General features: G+C 63.8%; 24 protein-coding genes and 2 tRNA genes. 7 read left to right on the top strand and 19 right to left on the bottom strand.

Features of this window, described 5'->3' with window-relative positions; genetic code table 11:
• Position 1: 1 nt before the first annotated feature.
• From JQ632_RS17375 to JQ632_RS17335, 9 genes are all read right to left on the bottom strand, one after another.
• Positions 2–862 (bottom strand): class I SAM-dependent methyltransferase, encoded by an 861-nt coding sequence (locus tag JQ632_RS17375; RefSeq protein WP_212403783.1) that lies wholly within the window; start codon positions 860–862, stop codon positions 2–4.
• 280 nt (positions 863–1142) lie between these two features.
• On the bottom strand, positions 1143–1298 hold the full coding sequence (locus tag JQ632_RS17370) for a hypothetical protein (protein ID WP_212403782.1): 156 nt from the start codon (positions 1296–1298) through the stop codon (positions 1143–1145).
• Positions 1299–1576: 278 nt separating this feature from the next.
• Positions 1577–1653, bottom strand: a tRNA-Val gene (locus tag JQ632_RS17365).
• 46 nt (positions 1654–1699) lie between these two features.
• Complete coding sequence (locus JQ632_RS17360; RefSeq protein ID WP_212403781.1) at positions 1700–2104, bottom strand: GFA family protein; 405 nt, start codon at positions 2102–2104, stop codon at positions 1700–1702.
• A gap of 74 nt (positions 2105–2178) precedes the next feature.
• Entirely contained in the window at positions 2179–4602 is a 2424-nt protein-coding gene (gene lon, locus JQ632_RS17355) for an endopeptidase La (protein WP_212403780.1), read from the bottom strand.
• A 322-nt stretch (positions 4603–4924) separates the two neighbouring features.
• A complete protein-coding gene (gene clpX / locus JQ632_RS17350; protein ID WP_212403779.1) occupies positions 4925–6196 on the bottom strand; it encodes an ATP-dependent Clp protease ATP-binding subunit ClpX in 1272 nt (423 codons plus the stop codon).
• A gap of 461 nt (positions 6197–6657) precedes the next feature.
• Entirely contained in the window at positions 6658–7293 is a 636-nt protein-coding gene (locus JQ632_RS17345; RefSeq protein ID WP_212403778.1) for an ATP-dependent Clp protease proteolytic subunit, read from the bottom strand.
• A 281-nt stretch (positions 7294–7574) separates the two neighbouring features.
• Positions 7575–8936 (bottom strand): trigger factor, encoded by a 1362-nt coding sequence (gene tig / locus JQ632_RS17340; protein ID WP_212403777.1) that lies wholly within the window; start codon positions 8934–8936, stop codon positions 7575–7577.
• Between the two features lie 186 nt (positions 8937–9122).
• Positions 9123–9207, bottom strand: a tRNA-Leu gene (locus JQ632_RS17335).
• A gap of 156 nt (positions 9208–9363) precedes the next feature.
• On the opposite strand from JQ632_RS17335, the gene JQ632_RS17330 reads away from it, so the two are divergent.
• A complete protein-coding gene (locus tag JQ632_RS17330; RefSeq protein WP_249152150.1) occupies positions 9364–10671 on the top strand; it encodes a multicopper oxidase family protein in 1308 nt (435 codons plus the stop codon).
• On the opposite strand, the gene JQ632_RS17325 is transcribed toward JQ632_RS17330, so the two are convergent.
• Both JQ632_RS17325 and JQ632_RS17320 read right to left on the bottom strand, forming a co-directional pair.
• Positions 10672–11115 (bottom strand): GNAT family N-acetyltransferase, encoded by a 444-nt coding sequence (locus JQ632_RS17325; protein ID WP_312015621.1) that lies wholly within the window; start codon positions 11113–11115, stop codon positions 10672–10674. It abuts the gene before it with no gap.
• Entirely contained in the window at positions 11115–12614 is a 1500-nt protein-coding gene (locus JQ632_RS17320; protein ID WP_212403775.1) for an NAD(P)H-hydrate dehydratase, read from the bottom strand. The genes JQ632_RS17325 and JQ632_RS17320 overlap by 1 nt, the downstream gene beginning before the upstream one ends.
• 376 nt (positions 12615–12990) lie before the next feature.
• Here JQ632_RS17320 and JQ632_RS17315 point away from each other — a divergent pair, with 376 nt between their 5' ends.
• From JQ632_RS17315 to JQ632_RS17305, 4 genes are all read left to right on the top strand, one after another.
• Positions 12991–13329, top strand: a complete 339-nt coding sequence (locus tag JQ632_RS17315) for a P-II family nitrogen regulator (RefSeq protein ID WP_007603495.1) — start codon at positions 12991–12993, stop codon at positions 13327–13329.
• Between the two features lie 153 nt (positions 13330–13482).
• The gene (glnA, locus tag JQ632_RS17310; RefSeq protein ID WP_212403774.1) at positions 13483–14892 is read left to right on the top strand and encodes a type I glutamate--ammonia ligase; all 1410 of its coding nucleotides are present in this window, start codon (positions 13483–13485) and stop codon (positions 14890–14892) included.
• A 238-nt stretch (positions 14893–15130) separates the two neighbouring features.
• Entirely contained in the window at positions 15131–15256 is a 126-nt protein-coding gene (locus JQ632_RS40080) for a hypothetical protein (protein WP_258767217.1), read from the top strand.
• 42 nt (positions 15257–15298) lie between these two features.
• On the top strand, positions 15299–16177 hold the full coding sequence (locus tag JQ632_RS17305) for a hypothetical protein (protein WP_212403773.1): 879 nt from the start codon (positions 15299–15301) through the stop codon (positions 16175–16177).
• A 220-nt stretch (positions 16178–16397) separates the two neighbouring features.
• Here JQ632_RS17305 and JQ632_RS17300 read toward each other — a convergent pair whose 3' ends face one another.
• Entirely contained in the window at positions 16398–17171 is a 774-nt protein-coding gene (locus JQ632_RS17300; RefSeq protein WP_212403772.1) for a gamma-glutamyl-gamma-aminobutyrate hydrolase family protein, read from the bottom strand.
• An 89-nt stretch (positions 17172–17260) separates the two neighbouring features.
• A complete protein-coding gene (locus JQ632_RS17295; RefSeq protein ID WP_212403771.1) occupies positions 17261–17974 on the bottom strand; it encodes a hypothetical protein in 714 nt (237 codons plus the stop codon).
• A gap of 152 nt (positions 17975–18126) precedes the next feature.
• Between JQ632_RS17295 and JQ632_RS17290 the strand changes: the two genes are divergently transcribed.
• Entirely contained in the window at positions 18127–19245 is a 1119-nt protein-coding gene (locus JQ632_RS17290; protein WP_212403770.1) for an AI-2E family transporter, read from the top strand.
• An 18-nt stretch (positions 19246–19263) separates the two neighbouring features.
• On the opposite strand, the gene JQ632_RS17285 is transcribed toward JQ632_RS17290, so the two are convergent.
• From JQ632_RS17285 to JQ632_RS17260, 6 genes are all read right to left on the bottom strand, one after another.
• Positions 19264–19560 carry an antibiotic biosynthesis monooxygenase gene (locus JQ632_RS17285; protein ID WP_212403769.1) on the bottom strand — a complete coding sequence of 99 codons (297 nt, stop codon included), beginning with the start codon at positions 19558–19560 and terminating at the stop codon, positions 19264–19266.
• 101 nt (positions 19561–19661) lie between these two features.
• On the bottom strand, positions 19662–19898 hold the full coding sequence (locus JQ632_RS17280) for a hypothetical protein (RefSeq protein ID WP_212403768.1): 237 nt from the start codon (positions 19896–19898) through the stop codon (positions 19662–19664).
• 106 nt (positions 19899–20004) lie between these two features.
• The gene (locus tag JQ632_RS17275) at positions 20005–21222 is read right to left on the bottom strand and encodes a diguanylate cyclase (protein ID WP_212403767.1); all 1218 of its coding nucleotides are present in this window, start codon (positions 21220–21222) and stop codon (positions 20005–20007) included.
• A 228-nt stretch (positions 21223–21450) separates the two neighbouring features.
• On the bottom strand, positions 21451–21930 hold the full coding sequence (rpsI, locus tag JQ632_RS17270; protein WP_212403766.1) for a 30S ribosomal protein S9: 480 nt from the start codon (positions 21928–21930) through the stop codon (positions 21451–21453).
• A 1-nt stretch (position 21931) separates the two neighbouring features.
• A complete protein-coding gene (gene rplM, locus JQ632_RS17265; RefSeq protein WP_212403765.1) occupies positions 21932–22396 on the bottom strand; it encodes a 50S ribosomal protein L13 in 465 nt (154 codons plus the stop codon).
• A gap of 156 nt (positions 22397–22552) precedes the next feature.
• A complete protein-coding gene (locus tag JQ632_RS17260; RefSeq protein ID WP_212403764.1) occupies positions 22553–22981 on the bottom strand; it encodes a PaaI family thioesterase in 429 nt (142 codons plus the stop codon).
• Between the two features lie 85 nt (positions 22982–23066).
• On the opposite strand from JQ632_RS17260, the gene JQ632_RS17255 reads away from it, so the two are divergent.
• On the top strand, positions 23067–23891 hold the full coding sequence (locus JQ632_RS17255; protein WP_212403763.1) for an enoyl-CoA hydratase: 825 nt from the start codon (positions 23067–23069) through the stop codon (positions 23889–23891).
• Positions 23892–23932 lie beyond the last annotated feature (41 nt).

Below are 23932 nucleotides of genomic sequence, written 5' to 3'. Positions count from 1 at the left end.
CCTACGACACCTTCGCCGTCACAACCCACACCGAACCCGGCAGCGCCACTGACCGCCCCTTCACATAAGGCGTCAGCATCTCGCGGATCGAGGCCTTGGCGGCCTCGCGCACCTCGGGCGGGTGCCCCTCCAGCGCGCGGGTGGCGGGGCCGATCTGCAGGGCACCATCGACGGCCGCATCGAGGCCGCCGCCGATCGCGATGTCCATCGCCAGATTGTGCGGTTGCATCGCGATGTCGGTGAAGCCGGCGCCCTTCAAAATGCGTGTCACGCGCTCCTCGGAAGCGAAGGCGAACGGGCCGGGATCTTCCGGACCGACCGGCGGCATCTTTGGCACGTGCTTGTAGACCGCCATCAGCGGCGCCATCATCCAGGGATTTTCGCGCGGCTCGCGCCAGCAGATGAAGGCAAGCCGCCCCGACGGTTTTAGCGCGCGGCGCAAATTGCTGAAGGACGCGACCGGGTCGGCGAAGAACATGACGCCGAAGCGCGATACCAGGAGATCGTAGCTTGCGGGATCGAAGGGATAGACGGTCGCATCCGCCAGCACGAAATCGAGCGGCAGGCCTTTGGGCGCAATCGCACGCGCCTGTGCCAGCATCGGGCCGGAGACGTCGAGGCCGAGCGCAAAACCATCAGGCGCGATCGCCTTCGCAAATGCAATCGTCGTCGCACCGGAGCCGCACCCGACATCCAGCACACGCTCACCCGGTTTCGGCCGCGCGCGCTCGATCAGGAGATCGGCGATCGGTCCCAGCAGAACTTCCTGCGCCGCCTGGCGATCGGCCCATTTCTGGCCGCCGGGTCCGTTCCAATAAGCGATCTGGTCGGCGTTTTGCTCGTGTCCGCTTGGCAATTCCATCAGACCCTCTCTCAGCTTCCCTGGCGGCTTCTCTACGCAATCGTGCGACGTCCTGGACGACAGCAGTCCGCCGGCCGGGCCTAGCGCAATTTTCCGGAAGAGCCAAACGCGTGATGATGCAAAGAAGCGGGATGCTGAGCGGAATCGGGTCGACCGCGAAGTGTGCAACTGAGCAGCGGCCGAAACAGAGTTGCGAAGACACCTCGCGGGGTCGCCGGAGCGTCACCGCGCAGCCTCCCGCTTGCGAAACGACCGAGGCGCCGTTCGCTCAGAGCAGGCATCAATGCCGCTGTTGCGGCAATTCGTTCAATTGAGTTTCCAATTCCAGGACAATGTCGCGAAGCAAGCCCGCCGCAAGTGGGTCGGTGGTCTCCTCCTCGAGCACCCGATAGCGCTCAAGTTGACTCCTGCGCTCTTTGCGCTCGCTATCAGTCATGGTGAAGTCCCCCCATGCTCTGACCCCCAGCGCGCCGGGATTGAGCGCTCGAAGTGTGAAGATACTGCGGCGCAGCAGTGGCCGTCAGAGCCAGAATTGCCTAACTTTGGCCCAGATGCAGGCGACCGAGACGGCCGCAGCGAGGCAAATTGAGGAGGGGAATCTTGCCTCGCTTCGCGAGCAAAGGCCGACTTGCCGAGCCGGAGCTCGCAACGGAAAGCCCGCCTTCGCCCGTTGGGCTTCGGCGTGGCAGCCTGCTTCGCTTCGCGAGCGCAGGCTGGTGGGCGGTCACGGATTCGAACCGCGGACCCTCTCGGTGTAAACGAGATGCTCTAACCAGCTGAGCTAACCGCCCTCGCCGCCTCTTTAGCCTCGCCGCCCCCGGCCGGGCAAGCCAAACATCAGTCTTTCGGCCTTCCCGGCAGCCCCGGAATGGCATCGATCCAGACGGCGGCCGACTGGCACCATATCTGGCGCATCGGCCGCAAACGATCGCGCTCGCTGATGCTACCCCAACGAATGCCCCAATCATCGGTCGCGTCGCCCTCGCCGCTCGAAAACAGCGGGGAACCACAGTCGCCGCAAAAATGCTGGAAGCGCATGCGGCCATTATCGCCGCGCTTGCCATAGACCTTTGGCGGCTCACCCGACAGCCGGATGGCTTGGCCGGAACACAGCACGGTCACCCGAAAGGGCGAGCCCGTCAGCGTCTGGCAATCGGTGCAATGGCAGACGGAGACGGCCTCCGGGTCGATCTCCGCCTCATAGGTCACGCGGCCGCAATGGCATTGCCCGTCGATCTGCATGCCGCATCCTCCAAACACGAACGGCGCCCGAAGACGCCGTTCTAATGCTTGGCTGGGTCTTTTCTTTGGCCGGATCAGTGCGCGGTCAGGCCGCCGGCGGCTTCGTCGCCGTCCGGCTTCACCGTCACCTTGGTGTCCTCTTCCCAGACGATCGGCACCGGCTTCTTCACCAGCGCGCGGGCCACGACGTCGTCGAGACGCGAGACCGGGACGATCTCCATGCCGCCCTTGATCGCATCGGAAATCTCCGTGAGATCCTTGGCGTTGTCCTCGGGGATCAGCACCGTCTTGATGCCGCCGCGGGCAGCGGCGAGCAGCTTCTCCTTCAGACCGCCGATCGGCAGCACGCGGCCGCGCAGCGTGATCTCGCCGGTCATCGCGACATCGTGGCGGACCGGAATGCCGGTCATGACCGAGATGATCGCGGTGGCCATCGCGACGCCCGCAGACGGACCGTCCTTCGGCGTCGCGCCTTCCGGCACGTGCACGTGGATGTCGCGCCGGTCGAACATCGGTGGCTCGATGCCGTAGGTGATCGCGCGCGAGCGGACGTAGGACGCCGCCGCCGAGATCGACTCCTTCATCACGTCGCGCAAGTTTCCGGTGACCGTCATCTTGCCCTTGCCGGGCATCATGACGCCTTCGATCGTCAGCAGCTCGCCGCCGACATCGGTCCAGGCCAGGCCGGTGACGATGCCGACCTGCGGCTCGCTCTCGATCTCGCCGAAGCGATACTTCGGCACGCCGAGGAACTCTTCCAGAGTCTTCTCGGTGACCTTGACCGACTTCTTCTTGGAGATCATCAGCTCCTTCACCGCCTTGCGGGCGAGTGTCGAGAGCTCACGCTCCAGGTTACGCACGCCCGCTTCGCGGGTGTAGCGGCGAATCAGAAGCAAGAGCGCATCGTCGTCGATCGACCATTCCTTGGAATCGAGGCCATGCTTGGAGACCGCGTTCGGGATCAGGTGCTTGCGCGCGATCTCGACCTTCTCGTTCTCGGTGTAGCCGGCGATCCGGATGATCTCCATGCGGTCCATCAGCGGGCCCGGAATATTGAGCGTATTCGCGGTCGTGATGAACATGACGTTGGAGAGATCGTAGTCGACCTCGAGATAGTGATCGTTGAAGGTCGAGTTCTGCTCGGGGTCGAGCACCTCGAGCAGCGCCGATGACGGATCGCCGCGGAAATCGGCGCCCATCTTGTCGATCTCGTCCAGCAGGAACAGCGGATTGGACGACTTCGCCTTCCGCATCGACTGGATGATCTTGCCGGGCATCGAGCCGATATAGGTGCGGCGGTGACCGCGGATCTCGGCCTCGTCGCGCACGCCGCCGAGCGACACGCGCACGAATTCGCGCCCCGTGGCCTTCGCGATCGACTTGCCGAGCGAGGTCTTGCCGACGCCGGGAGGCCCGACGAGGCACAGGATCGGCCCGGTCAGCTTGTTGGCGCGCGACTGCACGGCGAGATACTCGACGATGCGGTCCTTGACCTTCTCCAGCCCGTAGTGATCCGCATCCAGAACCGCCTGCGCGGCTTCCAGATCCTTCTTCACCTTGGACTTCTTGTTCCACGGGATCGACAGCAGCCAATCCAGGTAGTTGCGCACGACGGTCGCTTCCGCGGACATCGGCGACATCTGGCGCAGCTTCTTCAATTCGTGCTGCGCCTTCTCGCGCGCTTCCTTGGAGAGCTTGGTCTTGGCAATCTTCTCTTCGAGATCAGCGAGCTCGTCGCGACCGTCGTCGTCGCCGAGCTCCTTCTGGATCGCCTTCATCTGCTCGTTGAGATAGTACTCGCGCTGGGTCTTCTCCATCTGGCGCTTGACGCGCGAGCGGATGCGCTTCTCGACCTGCAGCACCGAGATCTCGCTCTCCATCAGCCCGAGCACCTTCTCCAGGCGCTGGGTGACCGACAGCGTCTCCAGGATACCCTGCCGATCCGCGATCTTGACCGCGAGATGCGAGGCGACGGTGTCCGCGAGCTTGGCGAAATCGGTGATCGCCTGCACGACGCCGACCACTTCGGCAGAGATCTTCTTGTTGAGCTTCACGTAGCTCTCGAAGTCGGACACGACCGACCGCGCCAGCGCTTCCGCCTCGACCGACTTCGCATCGGTGTCGGCGAGCGCGACCGCAGTCGCTTCATAGTAGTCGGCACGTTCCGTGTACTTCTCGACGCGCGCGCGCTCGAGCCCTTCGACCAGCACCTTCACGGTGCCGTCGGGAAGCTTCAAGAGCTGCAGCACGCTGGCAAGCGTACCCGTCTCGTAAATCGCATCGGGCGCCGGATCATCGTCGGACGCGTTCTTCTGCGTCGCGAGCATGATCAGCGCATCGTTCTTCATCACCTCTTCGAGCGCGCGGATCGACTTCTCGCGGCCGACGAAGAGCGGCACGATCATGTGCGGGAAGACGACGATGTCGCGCAGCGGCAGCACCGGATAGGCGTGGGTTTCGCCGTGGACGATGGTTGGCCGGGGTTTGGGAGTAGTCATGGCCTGTTCCTTTTGCTGTGCCCCCTTGCACGCAGCCCGCTGAGCCCAGCGCAACCGCCACAAGGTGCCGAAATGATCCGGTTTTTTCGAGCGGTCCAAACGCTCGGACCGGCTCTGCCGAATCGAAACCTAGGCGAATCTTGAAGAGAATTCTTGCTCGCCGCTGACATTAGGTGGCTATCGACCCGGGGGGTGTCAAGTCATTGAAAAACGCACGCCATTCAGCGCTTTACGCAAGCTGAACAGCCACGCAACATCGGCTGCGGAACCACTCTCCGCAGCCGTCCAGTCAGACGGGAAAATTTGCTGCACCAGCGCGATGTTACGCGCTGGCGTTTTCGACCGCACGGTCGGAGCGATCCGCGTAGATGTAGAGCGGACGCGCCGTGCCTTCCACGACCTCGCGGGAGATCACGACCTCTTCCACGCCTTCCAGGCCCGGCAGGTCGAACATGGTCTCGAGCAGGATCGCCTCGAGGATCGAACGCAGGCCACGCGCACCGGTCTTGCGCTCGATCGCCTTGCGGGCGACCGCACCGAGCGCCTCGTCGGCGAAGGTCAGCTCGATGTTCTCCATCTCGAACAGGCGCTGGTACTGCTTCACGAGCGCGTTCTTCGGGTCGGTCAGGATCTTCTTCAGCGAGGTCTCGTCGAGGTCCTCAAGCGTCGCCACGACGGGCAGACGTCCCACGAACTCGGGGATGAGACCGTACTTCAGGAGGTCCTCAGGCTCGACGTGACGGAAGATTTCGCCGGTACGGCGGTCTTCCGGCGCGAGCACAGATGCACCGAAGCCGATCGAGGTCGAACGTCCGCGAGCGGAGATGATCTTCTCGAGGCCCGAGAAGGCGCCGCCGCAGATGAACAGGATGTTGGTGGTATCCACCTGCAGGAACTCCTGCTGCGGATGCTTGCGGCCGCCCTGCGGCGGGACCGAGGCCACCGTGCCTTCCATGATCTTCAAGAGCGCCTGCTGCACGCCCTCGCCCGACACGTCGCGGGTGATCGAGGGATTGTCGGACTTGCGACTGATCTTGTCGATTTCGTCGATGTAGACGATGCCGCGCTGCGCACGCTCGACGTTGTAGTCGGCGGCCTGCAGCAGCTTCAGGATGATGTTCTCGACGTCCTCGCCGACGTAGCCGGCTTCGGTCAGCGTCGTCGCGTCAGCCATCGTGAAGGGCACGTCCAGGATGCGGGCGAGCGTCTGCGCGAGCAGCGTCTTGCCCGAGCCGGTCGGACCGATCAGCAGGATGTTCGACTTCGCGAGCTCGACGTCGTTGTGCTTGGTCTGGTGATTGAGGCGCTTGTAGTGGTTGTGGACCGCGACCGACAGAACCTTCTTGGCGTGGCTCTGGCCGATCACGTAGTCGTCCAGCACCTTGCAGATTTCCTTCGGCGTCGGGATGCCGTCGCGCGACTTCACCAGCGAGGACTTGTTCTCCTCGCGGATGATGTCCATGCAGAGTTCGACGCATTCGTCGCAGATAAAGACCGTCGGACCCGCAATCAGTTTGCGGACTTCGTGCTGGCTCTTGCCGCAGAACGAGCAATACAGCGTGTTCTTGGAGTCGCTCGTGCCGACCTTACTCATTCCTGTCTCCGTCCGCGGTTCGATCCGTCCGCCCGATCGCTCCATTCTGGCACTTCGGCCGTCTTGAAGCTGAAATAGAGCAAATTCCGTACCAAAAAAGACCCTACGCGTTACATCCCGTGCGAATCACGGTCACTCGATTCTCCCGCGATCTTAGCCGATCAATCGTAGCCAACCATGCTGTCACCCGACTATCAAGAATTCGCTAATCGGGCGGCTCCCGGCTACCCGTGACAATACCGTGATTTCACGTCTTGGCACGAGAGAAGTGACCGAAATCACCCCGGCGTTGCTGGATTGCCACGAAAAATAAGCACGAAAGCGGAACTTTCCGCCCGTCGCGGGGCGCAAACCACGCTTTTCGCGTCGCTACCAACGCGCTGTTAACGTGAACGGCGCCCTGACGATCCCGGGGTCGCCATTGCGATCCCGGGGTCGCTCTTGCGATCTCCCCCGTGTCCTTACGGGGCTTTTACCGGCGCCGGCTCCTCGGCGCGCTTGTCGATCACCTTGTCGACGAGACCAAACTCCTTGGCATCGGTGGCGGTGAGGAACTTATCGCGCTCCAGCGCGTCCTCGATCGCCTTGTAGGTCTGGCCGGTGTGCTTCACGTAGATCTCGTTGAGCCGCTTCTTCAGGTTCAGGATCTCCTGGGCGTGCAGCATGATGTCGGTTGCCTGGCCCTGGAAGCCGCCGGAGGGCTGGTGCACCATGATGCGCGAGTTCGGCAGTGTGAAACGCATGTCCTTCTCACCGGCGCAGAGCAGCAGCGAACCCATCGAGGCAGCCTGGCCCGTGCACAGCGTCGAGACCGGCGGACGGATGAACTGCATGGTGTCGTAGATCGCGAGGCCCGACGTCACCACGCCACCCGGCGAGTTGATGTACATCGAGATTTCCTTCTTCGGATTTTCCGCCTCAAGGAACAGGAGCTGCGCGACGATCAGCGTCGACATGCCGTCCTCGACCGGCCCGGTCACGAAGATGATGCGCTCTTTCAACAGGCGCGAGAAGATGTCGTAGGCGCGCTCGCCACGGTTGGTCTGCTCGACCACCATGGGCACGAGGTTCATGTAAGTTTCGACCGGATCGCGCATGAGTCACCTAGGGTTGGCGGAGCGGACATCGCTTTTCGGCAAGACAGTTTCGAAACAGTTTCGAGCTGGAATTGCCGGACGCTGATGCACGTCCCGTGATGCAGGACTTGAAAGACGGTTTGACAGATATAGGCCAATTCACCGGAGACAAGACCGGAACGAATTAAGGCTTAATCCGTGAAAATCAGTTGAAGCTGATTCGCGCGAACAGGCCCAGCCGGCCACCTGGCTAGCTGGGCCCTTCCGCGCATCATCCTTAATAGTTGGCTTCGACGCCTTCATCAGGCGGCGGTCTTGTCGGCCTCGTCGTCCTTGTAGAGATCCTCGCGCGAGACCTTCTTCTCGGTCACGTTGGCGAGCTCCAGGATGAAATCGACCACCTTGTCTTCATAGATCGGTGCACGAAGCTGGGCCAGCGCGTTGGCATTGTTGCGATAAAAGTCCCAGACTTCCTTCTCGCGACCCGGCATCGAGCGCGCCCGTTCAATCACCGCGCGACCCACCTCGTCGTCGGTGACGGTGATCTTGTTCTTCTCGCCGATCTCCGAGAGCACAAGGCCGAGGCGCACGCGGCGGTCGGCGATCTTGCGATACTCGTCGCGCGCCTTGTCCTCGGTGGTGTCCTCGTCGGCAAAGGTCCTGCCGGCCGAGTCCATCTCGGCCTTCACCGAGTTCCACATCAGATTGAACTCCTCGTCGACGAGCGACTGCGGCGCGTCGAAGCGATGCGCCTCGTCGAGGCGGTCGAGCAGCGCGCGCTTGACGCGCTGGCGCGTCGCACCGGCGAACTCAGCGACCAGCCGATCGCGCGCGGCCTGCTTGAGCTTGTCCAGCGATTCAAGGCCGAGGGTCTTGGCGAACTCGTCATCGATCGCAACGTCCTGCGGCGCTTCGATCAGCGTCGCCGTGGTCTCGAACTCGGCTGCCTGGCCGGCGAGCTTGGTGTTGCCGTAGTTCTTGGGGAAGCCGGCCTTCACCGTGCGGGTCTCGCCCGCACCAATGCCGATGAGCTGATCCTCGAAGCCGGGGATGAAGGTGTTGGAGCCGATCACGACCTGGATGCCCTCGCCGGTGCCGCCCTCGAAGGCTTCGCCGTTGATGGTGCCCTTGAAGCTGACGGTGACGCGGTCGCCCGATTCCGCCTTCGCGCCGTCGGCCTTGGCGGCGTAGTTGCGGTTGCTGTCGGCAATGCGCTTGATCGCCTCGTCGACATCGGCGTCGGAAACGTCGGCGACGGGCTTCTCGACCTGGAAACTCTTGAAGTCGGCGAGCGCAATCGGCGGCACCACTTCGATCGCCACCGTGTAGGTCAGGTCCGACTTGCCGGACAGCAGTTCTTCGACCTCTTTCTGCTCGGTGGGCATCGTGATCTTCGGCTCGCTCGCGAGCTTGAAGCCGCGCTCAGAGAAGATCTGCGTATTGGTGTCGCGAATGGTCTGGTCGATGGTCTCGGCCATCACCGAACGGCCATACACCTTCTTCAGGTGGGCGACCGGCACCTTGCCGGGACGGAAGCCATTGAGCTTCACCTTGTCCTTGAGGTCGACGAGCTTGGCATCAGCCTTGGCGTCGAGATCAGACGCGGGAACGCTGATCTTGAACTCGTGCTTCAATCCTTCCGAGAGGGTCTCTGTGACCTGCATGGCGTCCAATCTTCTTCTCGTTCGGTCGCAGCACTTCGGCGCCGCGACGCTTGTCATCAATCGTTTTGGCGCGAGAGGCGTGTTGCCCTGCGCCGGTGGTTTGTCAGACCCGGCTCCCCAGGGGCGCGTCGCCCATGAGGAACAGGTCCTTCGGTAATCCTCGTGCAAACGCTTGGATAGAGCGCTTGGTGCGGGCGGAGGGACTCGAACCCCCACAACTTTCGTCACTGGAACCTAAATCCAGCGCGTCTACCAGTTCCGCCACGCCCGCGTGAATTTGCATCCAGACCGGCCGCGATGCCGCGGGCGGCCGGGCTTATAGCATGTGCCTGCCTGTTCGCAGCAAAAAAATGGCCTGATACGGGCAGGTCCTGCCGCCCCTCGGGCGGCTGGACTTCTGCCTTCAGAAATGGTGCGCATTGGCCCGATGACAAGCGACGAATCCCGACCGAACCGACGCGCGCTGCTGGCCGGAATTGCCGCCGCCGCCATCGCTCCGTCGCTGCCCGTGGGACCGGCCCGGGCCCGGCAGGCCCGCATGCTGACGGCCGGGGCCGGCACCCTCCCGCTTCGCCCCAATGGGCCGGCGACACCGGTCTGGTCATTCGCCGGACCGGACCTCCGGCTGAGGCGCGGCCAGAGCGAGGAGATCGTTTTCGAGAATGGCCTGCCGTCCCGGGCGATCCTCACCTGGCGCGGGCTCGATGCCGCCGCCGCAGCCGAACCCCTGCTGGGCCGCCCGCCGGTCGCCGCCGCGGCCAAGGAAACCTCAACTATTTCAACACCTCACGCCGGGACCCTGATGGTCGATCTTCGCCTGCTCGAAGACGGCCTGAAGCAGCCAGCCCGGCCGCTGCCCATGATCGTGGAGGAAGCGGAGCCGGTTGCGGTCGATCGCGATGAGCACTTCCTGATCGAGGACTGGCGCCTTGCGCCCGACGGCAGGGCGATGATGCCCGGCGCCGTCGGTGGCGATATCGCGCCCATCTACACCGTCAACGGCAAGGTTGTGCCCGACTTCACCCTCCGCGTGAACGAGCGGCTGAGGCTCCGCTTGATCAACGGCTGCCAACGGGCTGTCGTTGCGGTGAAAATCGACGGCATCGACGTGATGGTCATGGCGCTCGATGGCCAGCCCGCCGAGCCGTTCGTCGCCCGCAATGGTGCGGTGGTGCTGGCCCCGGGCGGACGGGCCGACGTCTTTCTGGATGGGACGGGCGCGCCCGGCTCCAGCTCCCCGGTCCTGCTGCATGACGGCAAGGACGCCCGCCCCCTCGCCCGCCTGGTGACCTCGATCGAGCCGCCCGTGCGGCCAAACCGGCTGCAGGCAGCACCGCCGCTACCGTCCAATGGTCTGCCCGTTGAGCTCGGCCTCAAAAGTGCCCTGCGGTTCGATGTCGCTCTGGGGACGGCTGACGGCGGTTGGGCGCGTCCGCAATCCTTCTCCGCCTCAGCGCCTCCCGTCTTCCGTGCCAAGGCCGGCCGCACCGTCGTGCTGGCCCTCAAGAATACCGGCACCGTCCCGAGCGTCTTCCACCTGCACGGCCACCATTTCCGCTTGCTCGACCGGCTCGACGACGGCTGGAAGCCCTACTGGCTCGACACGCTCGCGGTCGAGCCCGGCCAGACCCAGCGCATCGCATTCGCGGCGACCTATCCCGGCCGCTACCTCATCCAATCGTTCGCAGCCGACTGGACCGCACCGCGGCTGGTGCGCTGGTACGCGGTGGAGTGACTACCGACCCACACGCGTCCAGAGGTAGCGAGCGTCGGGCTCTTTCTCCTCGTTCCGCGCTCCATCGGTCTGCTCGATCAGCGTGAAGCCGCTCGCTTCATAGAAGCGCCGCGCCCGCTCGTTGCGCTGGAAGGTCCAAAGCTCGAGCTGATCACAATCGCGCTTGGCAATTTCGAGGAGTCTTGTGCCGACTCCGCGGCCCTGGGCACCGGGCAGCACGTAGAGCTGCTCGACCCAACCGTCACGGAAAGCGATAATTCCGCTCAGGACATCGTCGTCGAAATGTCCCCACATGCAGCACTTCGCGAAAACACGCTCGCGGTAGAACCAGCGGTCCTCTTCTGGCGTGTGCAGCCCGATCAGCCAAGGCATCGCCTGATCAAAGGCAATCCGATGGACCTGCGCAGCCGCGCCCATGTCGGTCAGCACGAGCTGCCTGAGCACTAGTACTCCACCCCCAGCGCGTCATAGATCCGACGGTGCACGGCCGGCAGCGTCTCGGTGAGGTCTTCGGCGATCAGGCCGGGGCCCGCCTCGAGCGCCGCCTCGCCATGCATCCAGACGCCGATGCTGGCGGCCTCGAACGCCGGCACGCCCTGCGCGAGGAGACCGGCGATGATGCCGGCGAGCACGTCGCCGGCGCCCGCTGTGGCAAGCCAGGGCGGCGCGTTCGCGGCGATCGTCGCGCGGTCGTCGGGCGCGGCGATCGTGGTGTCCGGGCCCTTCAAGAGCACGACCGCGCCGGATCGTTCGGCGGCCGCGCGCACGCGCTCGAGTTTCGAGCGGCCGGGATGCTTGTTGCTGAGATCGGAGAACAGCCGCGGAAACTCGCCCTCATGCGGCGTCAGCACGACCCCGGTGTCGTGCGACGATTTGATCGACTCGAACAGGCGCTCGGGGTTCGCGGCAAAGCTCGTCAGCGCGTCCGCATCGAGCACGAGATGGCGCTGCGCCGACAGCGCGGTGTGGACGAAATCGCAGGTACGCTCGCCCGTGCCGGTGCCAGGTCCGATGATGCAGGTGTTGTAGCGCTTGTCCTCGAGCAGCCCGCCGAACTCGATCGCGGTGTCGACGGGCCGCACCATCACGGCGGTCAGCGCAGCCGCATTGATCGCCAGCGCGTCGCGCGGCGTCGCCAGCGTCACGAGTCCCGCGCCGGCACGCAGCGCACCGCGTGCGGCAAGCCGCGCCGCGCCGGTCGCGGCGGCATCGCCGGAGACCGCGAGCACGTGACCGCGCGCGTATTTGTGACCGTCGATCCTCGGCACCGGGAAAGCGCGTCCCCAAAAGTATGGATCGTTTTCGAAGAGCTGCGGCCTGATCTCTTCGAGCACCTCGCTGCCGATGCCGATGTCGGCGACTCGCACGCGACCGCAATGGATCCGGCCGGGAAGAAGAAGATGCGCGGGCTTCTTGCGGAAGAAGGTGACGGTCTCGGTTGCGTTCACCGCAACGCCCATCACGCTGGCGCTGGTGCCGTTGATGCCGCTCGGCAGGTCGACGGCGAGCACCGGCGCGCCGTTGGCGTTGATCGCCTCGATCATCTCGCGCGCCTCGCCTTCGAGCGCACGGCTGAGGCCTGCGCCGAACAGCGCGTCGACGATCAGCGCCGGCCGGCCGATCGCCTGCGGATTGAACGGCAGCACCGGATGCTTCCAGCCGCGCGCGGCGGAGGCCGCCTCGCCCTGGAGCTGATCGCGCTCGCACATCAGGATGATCGAGACCTCGCGGCCCTGCGCCGCAAGCTCGGCGGCCGCGACGAAACCGTCGCCGCCATTGTTGCCGGGCCCGGCCACCACCAGGATCGGCCCATCCTCCACCAGCGCCTGCGCGGCTTCAGCGACCGCCTGACCCGCGCTCAGCATCAGCTCGAAGCCGGGCGTGCCGGCGGCGATGGTGAGCTGGTCGGCCCGCTGCATTTCGGCGTTGGTCAGAACTTCCATGCCACTTCCCTGGTACAAACGCCTTTTCAACAGGCACTTTCCATGCCGACTCCCGCTTCAACACCGAAATCTGCACACAGATTGAACCATTTGCCTATTTCGTAGTCTTCGGTATTTTGAGCCTGTTGGTCCCATCTATCCGAAATGCCCGTTAAAAGGCTGATAACGCTCCAAAAAACAGGGCAAATACAACTTGGCATAGACCCTGCTTTCGAGGAAGCCGCTTCGGTTCGTCGTGCTCACAGGCATTCATGAGGGTGTGACCGGCCGCCGCCCGGGCTGGTCAGGCATTCCGGGACAGCGAAGACAAAGCCGCGCATGACAAGCGCACCCTGACGAAGACGTCGCTATTGATTGAAAGGCCGGGAGGCGCTCAGTGAAGAAAATCGAAGCCATCATCAAGCCGTTCAAGCTCGACGAGGTGAAGGAAGCGCTTCAGGAGGTCGGACTTCAGGGCATCACCGTCACCGAAGCCAAGGGTTTTGGACGCCAGAAGGGCCATGCCGAACTGTACCGTGGTGCCGAATACATCGTCGACTTCCTGCCCAAGGTGAAGATCGAGATCGTGATCGGGGACGACCTGGTCGAGCGCGCGATCGACGCCATCCGCCGCGCGGCGCAAACCGGTCGCATTGGCGACGGCAAAATCTTCGTCTCCAACATCGAGGAAGCGATCCGCATCCGAACCGGCGAATCCGGGCTGGACGCTATCTGAGCCGGGTGCTATCCCGAATTTTGCGACACTCCACGCAAGGAAATAAGGCTGCTTCGGCGGCCTGATTTCGTTTGTGCACTCGCGCGCCTCACGAAGCGAGAACAACGTCGCTCGTAGTCTGGAAACCGACCCGCAGAGCCAAAAGGGGTATGCATGAAGACCGCCAAAGACGTCCTGAAAGCGATCAAGGATAACGACGTCAAATACGTCGACCTCCGTTTCACCGATCCGCGCGGCAAGTGGCAGCACGTGACCTTCGACGTCAGCATGATCGAAGAGGACACCTTTGCCGAGGGCCAGATGTTCGACGGTTCCTCGATCGCCGGCTGGAAGGCGATCAACGAATCCGACATGTGCCTGATGCCGGATCCCGTCACCGCGACGATCGATCCGTTCTTCGCAGAGACCACCATGGTCATCATCTGCGACGTGCTCGAGCCGACCACCGGCGAGCCCTATAACCGCGACCCCCGCGGCATGGCGAAGAAGGCGGAAGCCATGGTGAAGTCGATGGGCGTCGGCGACACCGTCTTTGTCGGCCCCGAGGCAGAATTCTTCGTGTTCGACGACGTGCGTTTCTCGGCCGACCCCTACAACACCGGTTTCCGGCTCGATTCCTCGGAACTGCCGACCAATTCCGCCACCGAATATGAGGGCGGCAACCTCGGCCACCGCGTCCGCACCAAAGGCGGCTACTTCCCGGTACCGCCGCAGGACTCCGTGCAGGACATGCGCTCCGAAATGCTCGGCGCCATGGCCAAGATGGGCGTCAAGGTCGAGAAGCATCACCACGAAGTCGCCTCCGCCCAGCACGAGCTCGGCATGAAGTTCGACACGCTGACACTGATGGCCGACCATCTGCAGATCTACAAATACTGCATCCACCAGGTCGCGCACATCTACGGCAAGACCGCCACCTTCATGCCGAAGCCGGTCTATGGCGATAACGGCTCGGGCATGCATGTCCACCAGTCGATCTGGAAGGACGGCAAGCCGGTGTTCGCCGGCAACAAATACGCCGACCTGTCGGAGACCTGCCTCCACTATATCGGCGGCATCATCAAGCACGCCAAGGCCATCAACGCCTTCACCAACCCGACGACCAACTCCTACAAGCGTCTGGTCCCGGGCTATGAGGCCCCCGTGCTGCTCGCCTACTCCGCGCGCAACCGCTCGGCCTCCTGCCGCATCCCCTACACGTCGAACCCGAAGGCCAAACGCGTCGAGGTGCGCTTCCCCGATCCGCTCGCCAATCCCTATCTCGGCTTCGCCGCGATGCTGATGGCGGGTCTGGACGGCATCAAGAACAAGATCGATCCGGGCTCGGCGATGGATAAGGATCTCTACGACCTGCCGAAGGAAGAGCTGAAGCAGATCCCGACCGTCTGCGGTTCGCTCCGCGAGGCGCTGGAAAACCTCGACAAGGACCGCGCCTTCCTCAAAGCCGGCGGCGTGTTCGACGACGACTTCATCGACAGCTACATCGAGCTGAAGATGACCGAAGTCGAGCGCTTCGAAATGACCCCGCATCCGGTCGAGTTCGACATGTACTATTCGGGCTGATCGGGTCCCGTCAGACGGCAAAGCAAAAGGCGCTCCGAAAGGGGCGCCTTTTCGTTTTGGGTCCGCCTGCAGGCGCGGCACCAGCGTCCGACCTGCCACTCCTGAGAATGATGGGTTCCGTGCTCAAGATGCGATCCGGCCGTGTGAACCTCTTCACAACTTCAAATGGCAATCCCTCGTATAGTCCGCGGTGATTGAGGACGCAATTGCGTGCTCTGTTACACACCGGGAGAGAGTCATGCGTACAATCAAGATTCTCGGAATGCTCGTATCGATCCTGACGACGATCTACGCCGTCACTCCGGCATCCGCTTGTCCGGCGGGCTATTTCAGCTGCGGCGGCGCCTGCTGCCCCGGCCGATGAACATCATAGCCAGACGCGTGGGCCCGACGAGAGGAGGCAGTCATGCGAAAGTTGACCATTTTTGCACTCGCCGCGATCGGTATGACGGTGGCCGCTCCGCTGGCGGCGTATTATGAAACGAGCCCCAGCGATGACCCCCTCGGCGACACGCTGCGCCAATACGGATTCCAACCGATCAATCCGCCGTCCAACCTGATGAGCGTCGGATCGCTCTATTACGTCGACGCCAAGGTGAAGGACTTCAAGGCGATCTGTCACGCCGACAAGGCCGATCTCGAGGATGCGGTGGTCTCCTCACGGAGTTGGGAGATGCAGGAAAGTCTCGAACGCAAAGGGCGGTTCGCCACAGGCGTTGAAGTTGACCTCGGCTGGCTGTTTCACGACACGGCCAACAAGAGCTATGTGGCGAAGGTGCGCTCCTCCCTGACCGACGTTGTTCTGGAGGAAATTCCGCTCGGCCCCAATTGGGCTATCTTCGCCAAGCTGATGAAGAAGCCCGAATGCAATGAAGTCGCCATGCAGTACATCCATGCCGGCGGTTACGTATGCCAGGGGCAGAAAATTCTGCAGGCCACAGCCGAGTACAAGCTGGATCAGGACGCCGAGAGCAAGCTGGCGGCGAAGACCACGAACGAAAACATCAAGGACATCGTCAAGCTTGCAGTGGAGGCACAGGCGGACCAGGCCGTCGTCGACAGGCAGGGCCGATTGTTCGCCGGGGCAGCGCTGAAATACGGCATCTCGATGACGCCGATCTGCCTCGCACCGCCGACCGGACGCTTTCAACGCGTTCTGCCGCAAACCGCACTCGGGCGCGTCGCCAATTTCGTACTGTTCAACATCGTCGAGCCGATACTGCCCGCTCAACCCGACCATGTGAAGGTCGCGCAAGGTCCGCAGGAGGCGGAGCAACCGAAGTAACGACCGGCGTGGTTCGTCAGGCGGCTCCCAATCGATACGGCCTGATCAAAAAGCTCCGCCGGCACCTTCCAGGCTTCGCTGTGAAGATCATTTCCACCGTCAGCGCTCGCCTCCGATTCAATATCTCGGAAAACGTTTGGCCGACCGACACCTCCAGGGTCGATCCGATCGTTCTCGTATCTCTCGACGAGCGCGGCGAGAATGTCGAGCTTGTCGTACCCTACGCCGCCGCCTGCCGCCGCGCCACCAGCGCGTCGCCAAACGCCTCGAACAGCGCGCGGTTGATCGGATTGCGCTGCGGATCGTATTCGGCGTGCCATTGCACGCCGAGCGCAAAGGTCGGCGCTTCCGCGATACGGATCGCCTCGATCGTGCCGTCCTCGGCGACGCCCTCGACGATCACGCGCTGGCCGGGCTCCAAAATCCCCTGGCCGTGCAGCGAATTGACCTTGATCCTCTCGCAGCCGAGGATTTTTGCGAATGCGCCGCCGGGAATGAGGTCGACGTCGTGACGATCGGCGAACACGACGGTGGGATCAGGATGGATCTCGCCGTTCTCCAGACGCGGCATGCGATGGTTCATGCGGCCGGGGATTTCGCGGATCTCCGGATGCAGCGAGCCGCCGAAGGCGACGTTCATCTCCTGGAGGCCGCGGCAGATGCCGAACAGCGGAATGCCGCGGGCGACGCAGGCGACCGAGAGCGCCAGAGCCACCTCGTCGCGATGGATGTCGTAGGGCTCGTGCTTCTCGCAGGGATCGACGTTGAAGCGGGTCGGATGAACATTGGCGCGGGCGCCGGTGAGCACGATGCCGTCGACGACATCGAGCAGCGCACCGATGTCGGTGATGTCGGGCGAGCCCGCAAACATCAGCGGCACGGCGCCGGACACCTCGGCAACCGCGCGCAAATTGCGCTCGCCGACCATCTGGACCTGGAATCGATTTTCGACGCGATGGCTGTTCCCGATCACGCCGACGACCGGCTTCTTCATCTCCCTCGTCAGACCTCCCGCCGAAAAGATTCTGCAAAGATGCCCATGGGAGAGAAAATATCAACTGGCCGGCCCGCGGGACCGCCCTGCTATTTTCGCGTAAATGCCTCCTTGGGCTCGATCGGGGCACCGGCGGTCAGGCCGGCGGCCTTCAGCGCGGCGGCAGCAGATTCGCCGGTCCCGGCCAGCCAAGGCAATTTGGCCACGATTCCGCGCGTGACCGGCTCGCCCAGCCCCCCGCCGAAGTCGATCGGCCAAAATCCGTTGGGCACCACCTCGGCGGTCAGCCCGTGGAGCTTGTAGCCAGCCCCCAGCACCGCCTCGGCCTGGTCCGCCGCCACGATGCGCGCCGTGGCGGGGTCATTGGGATCGCCGAAGGTCACGAGCGCGGGGATCAGCGGGCCCTGCACCGGCACGGCGCCGCTCAGGCGGCTCAGCTCGTTGAAGGAGACCCGGCTGCCGCGCCCGGCGCCATAGGCGCGCAGCGCGACGTAGTTGACGTCATCGAGATCGAGGGCCTTGTCGAGATGCGCGAGCAGCGCCACCAGGTTCTTGCGCTGGCCGTGATCTTCGCCGAGGTCGACGAACACCGCCTCGCCACGGGTCACGGTCTTGCCGCCGCGGCTGTAGCCGCGGTCAGGCACCACGGCGAGGACGCTGGAGGCGCTCTTGATGCCAGCCGGCGTCTCGACCTCGACGGTGAGCCGGTATTTGTGGCCGGGCCGGTGAATGCGGATCTGGTCGCCGGCGACCAGCACCGCCAGCAGGCCAAGCACGCCAATCCATTTGCCGATGAAACTCAAGCCGCGCCCACCCTGTATCTCCCGCCATCGCTTTGCACCACCGGCGCGGCACCGTCAAACCGGCGCGCTCGAGGCGGCTTGATCCGGAGCGCGTTTGACGAAAGAGTGATTCTTGAAGTTTGAAGACTCCTGGAGCTTGAAAAGGACATCACGTGACATCCTCCGCCGACGAACCATCCCGGACCCGCGGCGATCTGGCGTGGGCGATCGCCGTCGGCGGCATCGGCGTGGTGCTGTTCGCGACGCTCCTGCTCTTCACCTGGTATTTTGCCGCGACCCTGCTCCTGATCTTCACGGGCATGCTGCTCGGCGTGGCCTTGAATGCGCTGACCAACACGCTCGGCCGTTTCGTCGGCCTGGCCCATCCCATCCGGCTCGCGATCGTCTGTGTGGTGCTTGCCCTGCTGCTTGCGGGCGTCGTCTATCTCGGCGGCGCAACCATCGCCGACCAGGCCTCCGCGCTCAGCAAGACCATCAAGTCGCAGCTCGGCAACGTCAAAGCCTTCCTCGACAGCCACGGCATCGACACCAGCTTCTTCGACATCGGCAACGCTGCGCCGGCCGCCTCCGAGACACCAGGCACGACGCCGTCGCACCCCTCGCTGCCGAGCGCCGGCGCGCTGGCGTCCAGCGGCGGGGCGATCGTCAGTCAGACCTTCAAGCTGCTGCTCGGCACGATCAGCGCCGTCGGCAACTTCTTCATCGTGCTGTTTTTGGGGCTGGCCTTCGCGGCGCAGCCCAGCCTCTATCACGACGGGCTGTTGTTCATCGCGCCGGCCAAGATGCGCGTCCGGACCACCATCATCATCGACCGCATCGGCGAGACGCTGGAGCGCTGGCTGATCGCGCAGATCATCGTCATGCTTGCGGTCGGCGCCGTGACCTGGATCGGTTTGGCCGTCATCGGTATCCCCGGCTCGTTCATTCTGGGCATTCAGGCCGGCCTGCTCGCCTTCATTCCGACCGTGGGTGCGATCATCGCCGGCGTCGTCGTGGTGCTGGCGAGCCTCGCCTCGGGCTGGGTCGCAACGCTGTCCGCGTTCATCCTGTTTCTCGGCGTGCACGCGATGGAGAGCTATGTGCTGACGCCCATCCTGCAGCGGCAGGCGCTGGACATTCCGCCTGCCACGCTGTTCGCGTTCCAGATCCTGCTCGGCGTGGTCTTCGGCATCTGGGGCCTGGCGCTGGCGCTCCCGCTGATCGCCATCGCCAAGGTCATGATCGACCATTTCAAGAGCGATGAGGCGCCGCAGCAGTTCAAATCGCTCTGAGTAAGGCGGTCTGAGCGCTCAGGTCGTCAGCACCGTGTTGGTGTGCTCGACCTCGGGCGGTGAAGCAAAGTACTGCCCGACCAGGCCGCGCCATTCGGTAAAATTCTCCGAGCCGCGGAAATCGACGGTGTGATTTTCCAGCGTCTCCCACTTCACCATCAGCCGGTAACGCTGCGGCTTCTCGATCGACTTGTGCAGCTCGAAGCCGTGAAAGCCCTTGGAGCGGCCGAAGGCTGCCTTGGCCTTGGCCACGGCGGCCTCAAAATCCTTCTCGGAGCCCGGCTTGACGTCGATTTGCGCAATCTCGGTAATCATCGGCTTCCACCCTTTTTGTTTGATGGGTGTGTCTAGCGCAGCCGGCCCAAAAGAAAAAGGCGCCGGAACGGCGCCCTGATGCGATGGATGGACGTGGCTCGTCAGCCAAACAGCAACACGGCTCCGGCGACCGCCAGCGCACAGGCTGCAAACAGCGCAATCGGCCGGCGATCCTGTCCCTTCGTGTAACGCCCCTGGGCGCGGCGCTCGGTGATCAGCGCCGTCTCGTATTCGTCTGATGTCGAGAAGAGGCAGGCAAAGCCGCCGCGCGTCGACGCTTCCGCCGCTTCCAGCGACATCAGGGCGGCTTGCGAGTTCTGCTGACGGATCGACTCCATGACCGGAATGGTAGGGAGCGAATGGTAAACAGCCGGTTATCGGAAGCTACCGGAGCCTCTGCCGTTCCGATGAAATCGAAACGGAAGCGGCCCCGGATTCTTGTTCTCAGGCCGTCACCGCCTGCGGACGCTGCGCGCCGATCTTGGCCGCGCTCTGTCGCCGCCAGTTTTCCAGCGACAGCGGCAGTTCCTCGGCGGCCTCGACGCGATTGCGGCCGCCGCGCTTGGCCTGGTAGAGCGCAGTGTCGGCGGAGGCCAGCAGCACTTCGAGCTCGGTGCCGGCGGGGCCGCCCGCAACGCCGATGCTGACTGTCGTGTCAACCGGTGCGTCGTCGACCACGACGCCGGACATCTCGAAGGCCTCGCGCACGCGCTCGGCGACCAAGACGCCCTCCTCCAGCGAGCACGGCAACAGCGCCGCAAACTCTTCGCCGCCGATGCGGCCCGAGAGGTCGGAGATGCGCAGGTTCGTCACCACCACGGTCGAGAACAGCTTCAGCATCTCGTCGCCGGCGGGGTGGCCGAAGCGATCGTTGATCGACTTGAAGTGATCGATGTCGAAGATCATCACCGTGACCGGACGGCCGCCACGCGCCTCGCGATCGATCACGCGCGAGCAGGCTTCAGAGAAGCCGCGCCGGTTCAGCATGCCGGTCAACGGATCAGTCGACGCCGCCGTCCGGTGCGCAGTCACCGTGCGCTCCGACACCAGCATGAAGATCACGAACACGGTACCAACGGCATAGAGCACGAGCTCGACCGCGAACACCGTCACCCAGATGCTGGCGGAGAAGGTCGGATCGTTCGGCCGCAGGAAGCCGCCGATGAGGATCGGCAGCATCAGCACGCAGCCGTGCATGACGGGCACCACGAAGGCCGGCCAGCGCCGCTGCAGGCTCTTGCGCCGCTCGACCCAGAGCTCGCTTGCGGTCAGCGCCGCATAGACCGAGACGATGCCGGCGCCGACCATCATGCGCAGCGTGGACGCGGCCGGATCGAGCAGCGTCACGGTCGCGGCCCAGGCGAGCGCACCGAGCACGAGACCCGGCCAGTTCGGCGTGCGTCCGTGGAAGACGCGCGCGGCGTTCCACACCATGCCGCAGGCGACGAAGCCGACGGCGTTCATCGCAAGGTAAAGATGCGCGCCGAGCTTGTCGCCGGCCGCGGTCCATACTGCGACGGAGGTCGCACCCAGCAGATAGGCAGCCCCCCACCATTTCAGTGCGGGACTATTCTCCTGCTTGCCGAAGAACACCAGCATGGCGCCGAGAAGTGCGGCGATCATGGTGGCAACCAAATAGAGCGTGATGCTATCGAGCGACATCTGTCAGCCCCCTTTGAAAGCAGTCTTGACGCGCTCAGCCCATTGATGACGCGCCCTTCCGATTTGCGACGCTAGGTCTCGCGGGTTCCATTCAGGTTTTCATGCAGGTGCAAGTTTTCGGGAAAGACAGGATTAATTTGTTCACAAACGACCAACAAAAAGGGCGCCGAATCGGCGCCCTTTTGCATCTCATTGAAGCCGCTTTCGCGACGAATTTTACCGAAGCGATTAGCGCTTGGAGAACTGGAAGGAGCGGCGGGCCTTGGCCTTGCCGTACTTCTTGCGCTCGACGGTGCGGGAGTCGCGGGTGAGGAAGCCACCCTTCTTGAGGACGCCGCGCAGCTCCGGCTCGAAATAGGTGAGCGCCTTGGAGATGCCGTGACGCACGGCACCGGCCTGGCCCGAGAGGCCGCCGCCGGCGACGGTGCAGATCACGTCATACTGGCCGGCGCGCTGGGCTGCGACCAGCGGCTGCTGGATCATCATGCGCAGCACCGGACGGGCGAAGTAGACCTCAACCTCGCGCGCGTTGACCGTGACCTTGCCGGCACCCGGCTTGATCCAGACGCGGGCGACCGCGTCCTTGCGCTTGCCGGTGGCGTAGGCGCGGTTGAACTTGTCGACCTTCTTCTCGTGCTTGGGCGCGTCCGGAGCGGCGGCCGTCTTGAGCTGGGAGAGCTGGTCGAGCGACTGGATGGATTCGGCCATATTATGCGGCCCTCGTGTTCTTGCGGTTCAACTTGGCGATGTCGATCTTCTCGGGCGACTGCGCCTCATGCGGATGATCGGCCCCGCCATAGACGCGGAGGTTGCCCATCTGGACGCGACCGAGCGGGCCGCGCGGGATCATGCGCTCGATGGCCTTCTCGACCACGCGCTCGGGATAGCGACCCTCGAGGATCTGCTTCGCCGTGCGCTCTTTCACATGACCGACATAGCCGGTGTGCTTGTAGTAGGTCTTCTGCTCGCGCTTGCGACCGGTCAGAACCGCGTGCGCAGCGTTGACGATGATGACGTTGTCGCCGCAGTCGACGTGGGGCGTGTAGGTCGGGAGGTGCTTGCCGCGCAGCCGCATGGCGACGATGGTGGCGAGACGGCCGACGACCAGACCCTTGGCGTCGATCAGCACCCACTTCTTCGTCACTTCGGCCGGCTTTGCCGAAAAGGTTTTCATGTCAGAATTTCCGTGAGGGAGATGGCGGCGCGGACGTCGCGCCGAACTGCGCGGCTTTCTAAAGAAGTGACGCGCGCGGGTCAATGCCACGATGCGCAAATTAGAGAAGTAGAATCAATAGCTTAAAAATATGGTGTTATAATACCTCAGAAAAGCTCAAACATTTGGAATGGAATAGGTCGATGTGACGTGGGCAATCGGATCGGGAGACGTGCCGGACAGGAGGTTCACCTCGCCGACCGCAAGGCGCTTGCCGAGCTTCAAGAGCCGCGCCTCCGCCAGCACGTCCTGGCCGGGCAGGCCCTTGCGCAGGAAATTGATGTTGAGATTGGTGGTGACGGCGAGGCCGACCGGCCCGATCGCCGAGAGCAGCACGACGTACATCGCGAAATCGGCGAGCGCCATCAGCGTCGGGCCCGAGACGGTTCCGCCCGGCCGCAGCATCCTTTCGCTGAAGCGCTGACGCAAAAGGCAGGTCTGGCCGTCGGCGCTCTCGATGGTGATGTCGTCGCCGCTGAAGGCCTGCGGAAACTCGTCGCGCAAGAACTGCTCGACCTCCGCCACGCTCATTTTCGCTGCTGCCATGCCATCCCTCACCCTCGCTTCACTTCGCCTGGTACATTAAGTTATGTGCGTCATCCAACTGGAATCTCCTGACTGGAATCCGCCGATGTCCGTCCAGGCCGCCCGCTCCCCCTCCCCGCAATCGCAAATCCTGCTCCGCGAGATCGTCGGCAGCGTTGCCGTGCTTACGCTGAACCGACCCGGTGCAAGGAACAGCCTCTCTGAGGCGATGATTGGACAACTGCACGCGAGCATCAACGCGATCGCGGAGGACAAGCGCATCCGCGCGGCCGTCATCGCGGCCAATGGGCCGGCCTTCTCCGCCGGCCACGACATGAAGGAGCTCACCGCGCACCGCACCGATCCCGATCGCGGCCGCGCCTATTTTGCCGAGATCATGAACGCCTGTAGCGCAATGATGCAGGCGGTGGTGCGTTTGCCGAAGCCGGTGGTCGCGGCCGTTCAGGGGATTGCCACGGCGGCCGGCTGCCAGCTCGTCGCAAGCTGCGATCTTGCGGTGGCCTCCGAGGCCGCGAGCTTCGCAACGCCGGGCGTCGATATCGGCCTGTTCTGCTCGACCCCGATGGTGGCGCTGTCGCGCAACGTGCCGCGCAAGCAGGCGATGGAGATGCTGCTCACCGGCGAGCCGATCCCGGCCGAGCGGGCCCGCGAGATCGGCCTCATCAACCGCGTGGTGCCGGCCGGCACCGAACTCGCCGCAGCATTGGAGCTCGCGCAACAGGTCGCGCTGAAGTCCGCCTACACCGTCAAGCTCGGCAAGGAGGCCTTCTACCGCCAGGTCGAGATGAGCCTTGCCGATGCCTATCGCTATGCGGCAGAGGTGATGACCGAGAACATGATGGCGCGCGACGCCGAGGAAGGCATCGGCGCCTTCATCGAGAAGCGCGAGCCGAAATGGGAAGATAAATAAGACCGTCATTGCGAGCGAAGCGAAGCAATCCAGAAATCCCA

This window comes from Bradyrhizobium liaoningense, assembly GCF_018130955.1.
Lineage (GTDB): Bacteria > Pseudomonadota > Alphaproteobacteria > Rhizobiales > Xanthobacteraceae > Bradyrhizobium > Bradyrhizobium liaoningense_C.
The sequence above is the reverse complement of the archived record's forward strand: the minus strand, read 5'-3'. Positions and strand labels throughout refer to the sequence as shown.

Bases quoted from the DNA above. Each gene is read 5' to 3' on its own strand.
- JQ632_RS17375 (WP_212403783.1), bottom strand. From the start codon at position 862: ATGGAATTGCCAAGCGGACACGAGCAAAACGCCGACCAGATCGCTTAT.
- clpX (WP_212403779.1), bottom strand. From the start codon at position 6,196: ATGAGTAAGGTCGGCACGAGCGACTCCAAGAACACGCTGTATTGCTCG.
- JQ632_RS17300 (WP_212403772.1), bottom strand. From the start codon at position 17,171: ATGAAGAAGCCGGTCGTCGGCGTGATCGGGAACAGCCATCGCGTCGAA.
- JQ632_RS17255 (WP_212403763.1), top strand. From the start codon at position 23,067: ATGTCCGTCCAGGCCGCCCGCTCCCCCTCCCCGCAATCGCAAATCCTG.
- JQ632_RS17285 (WP_212403769.1), bottom strand. From the start codon at position 19,560: ATGATTACCGAGATTGCGCAAATCGACGTCAAGCCGGGCTCCGAGAAG.
- JQ632_RS40080 (WP_258767217.1), top strand. From the start codon at position 15,131: ATGCGTACAATCAAGATTCTCGGAATGCTCGTATCGATCCTGACGACG.
- JQ632_RS17305 (WP_212403773.1), top strand. From the start codon at position 15,299: ATGCGAAAGTTGACCATTTTTGCACTCGCCGCGATCGGTATGACGGTG.
- JQ632_RS17360 (WP_212403781.1), bottom strand. From the start codon at position 2,104: ATGCAGATCGACGGGCAATGCCATTGCGGCCGCGTGACCTATGAGGCG.
- JQ632_RS17280 (WP_212403768.1), bottom strand. From the start codon at position 19,898: ATGGAGTCGATCCGTCAGCAGAACTCGCAAGCCGCCCTGATGTCGCTG.
- tig (WP_212403777.1), bottom strand. From the start codon at position 8,936: ATGCAGGTCACAGAGACCCTCTCGGAAGGATTGAAGCACGAGTTCAAG.
- JQ632_RS17370 (WP_212403782.1), bottom strand. From the start codon at position 1,298: ATGACTGATAGCGAGCGCAAAGAGCGCAGGAGTCAACTTGAGCGCTAT.
- lon (WP_212403780.1), bottom strand. From the start codon at position 4,602: ATGACTACTCCCAAACCCCGGCCAACCATCGTCCACGGCGAAACCCAC.
- rpsI (WP_212403766.1), bottom strand. From the start codon at position 21,930: ATGGCCGAATCCATCCAGTCGCTCGACCAGCTCTCCCAGCTCAAGACG.
- JQ632_RS17275 (WP_212403767.1), bottom strand. From the start codon at position 21,222: ATGTCGCTCGATAGCATCACGCTCTATTTGGTTGCCACCATGATCGCC.
- glnA (WP_212403774.1), top strand. From the start codon at position 13,483: ATGAAGACCGCCAAAGACGTCCTGAAAGCGATCAAGGATAACGACGTC.
- JQ632_RS17320 (WP_212403775.1), bottom strand. From the start codon at position 12,614: ATGGAAGTTCTGACCAACGCCGAAATGCAGCGGGCCGACCAGCTCACC.
- JQ632_RS17330 (WP_249152150.1), top strand. From the start codon at position 9,364: ATGACAAGCGACGAATCCCGACCGAACCGACGCGCGCTGCTGGCCGGA.
- JQ632_RS17345 (WP_212403778.1), bottom strand. From the start codon at position 7,293: ATGCGCGATCCGGTCGAAACTTACATGAACCTCGTGCCCATGGTGGTC.
- JQ632_RS17260 (WP_212403764.1), bottom strand. From the start codon at position 22,981: ATGGCAGCAGCGAAAATGAGCGTGGCGGAGGTCGAGCAGTTCTTGCGC.
- rplM (WP_212403765.1), bottom strand. From the start codon at position 22,396: ATGAAAACCTTTTCGGCAAAGCCGGCCGAAGTGACGAAGAAGTGGGTG.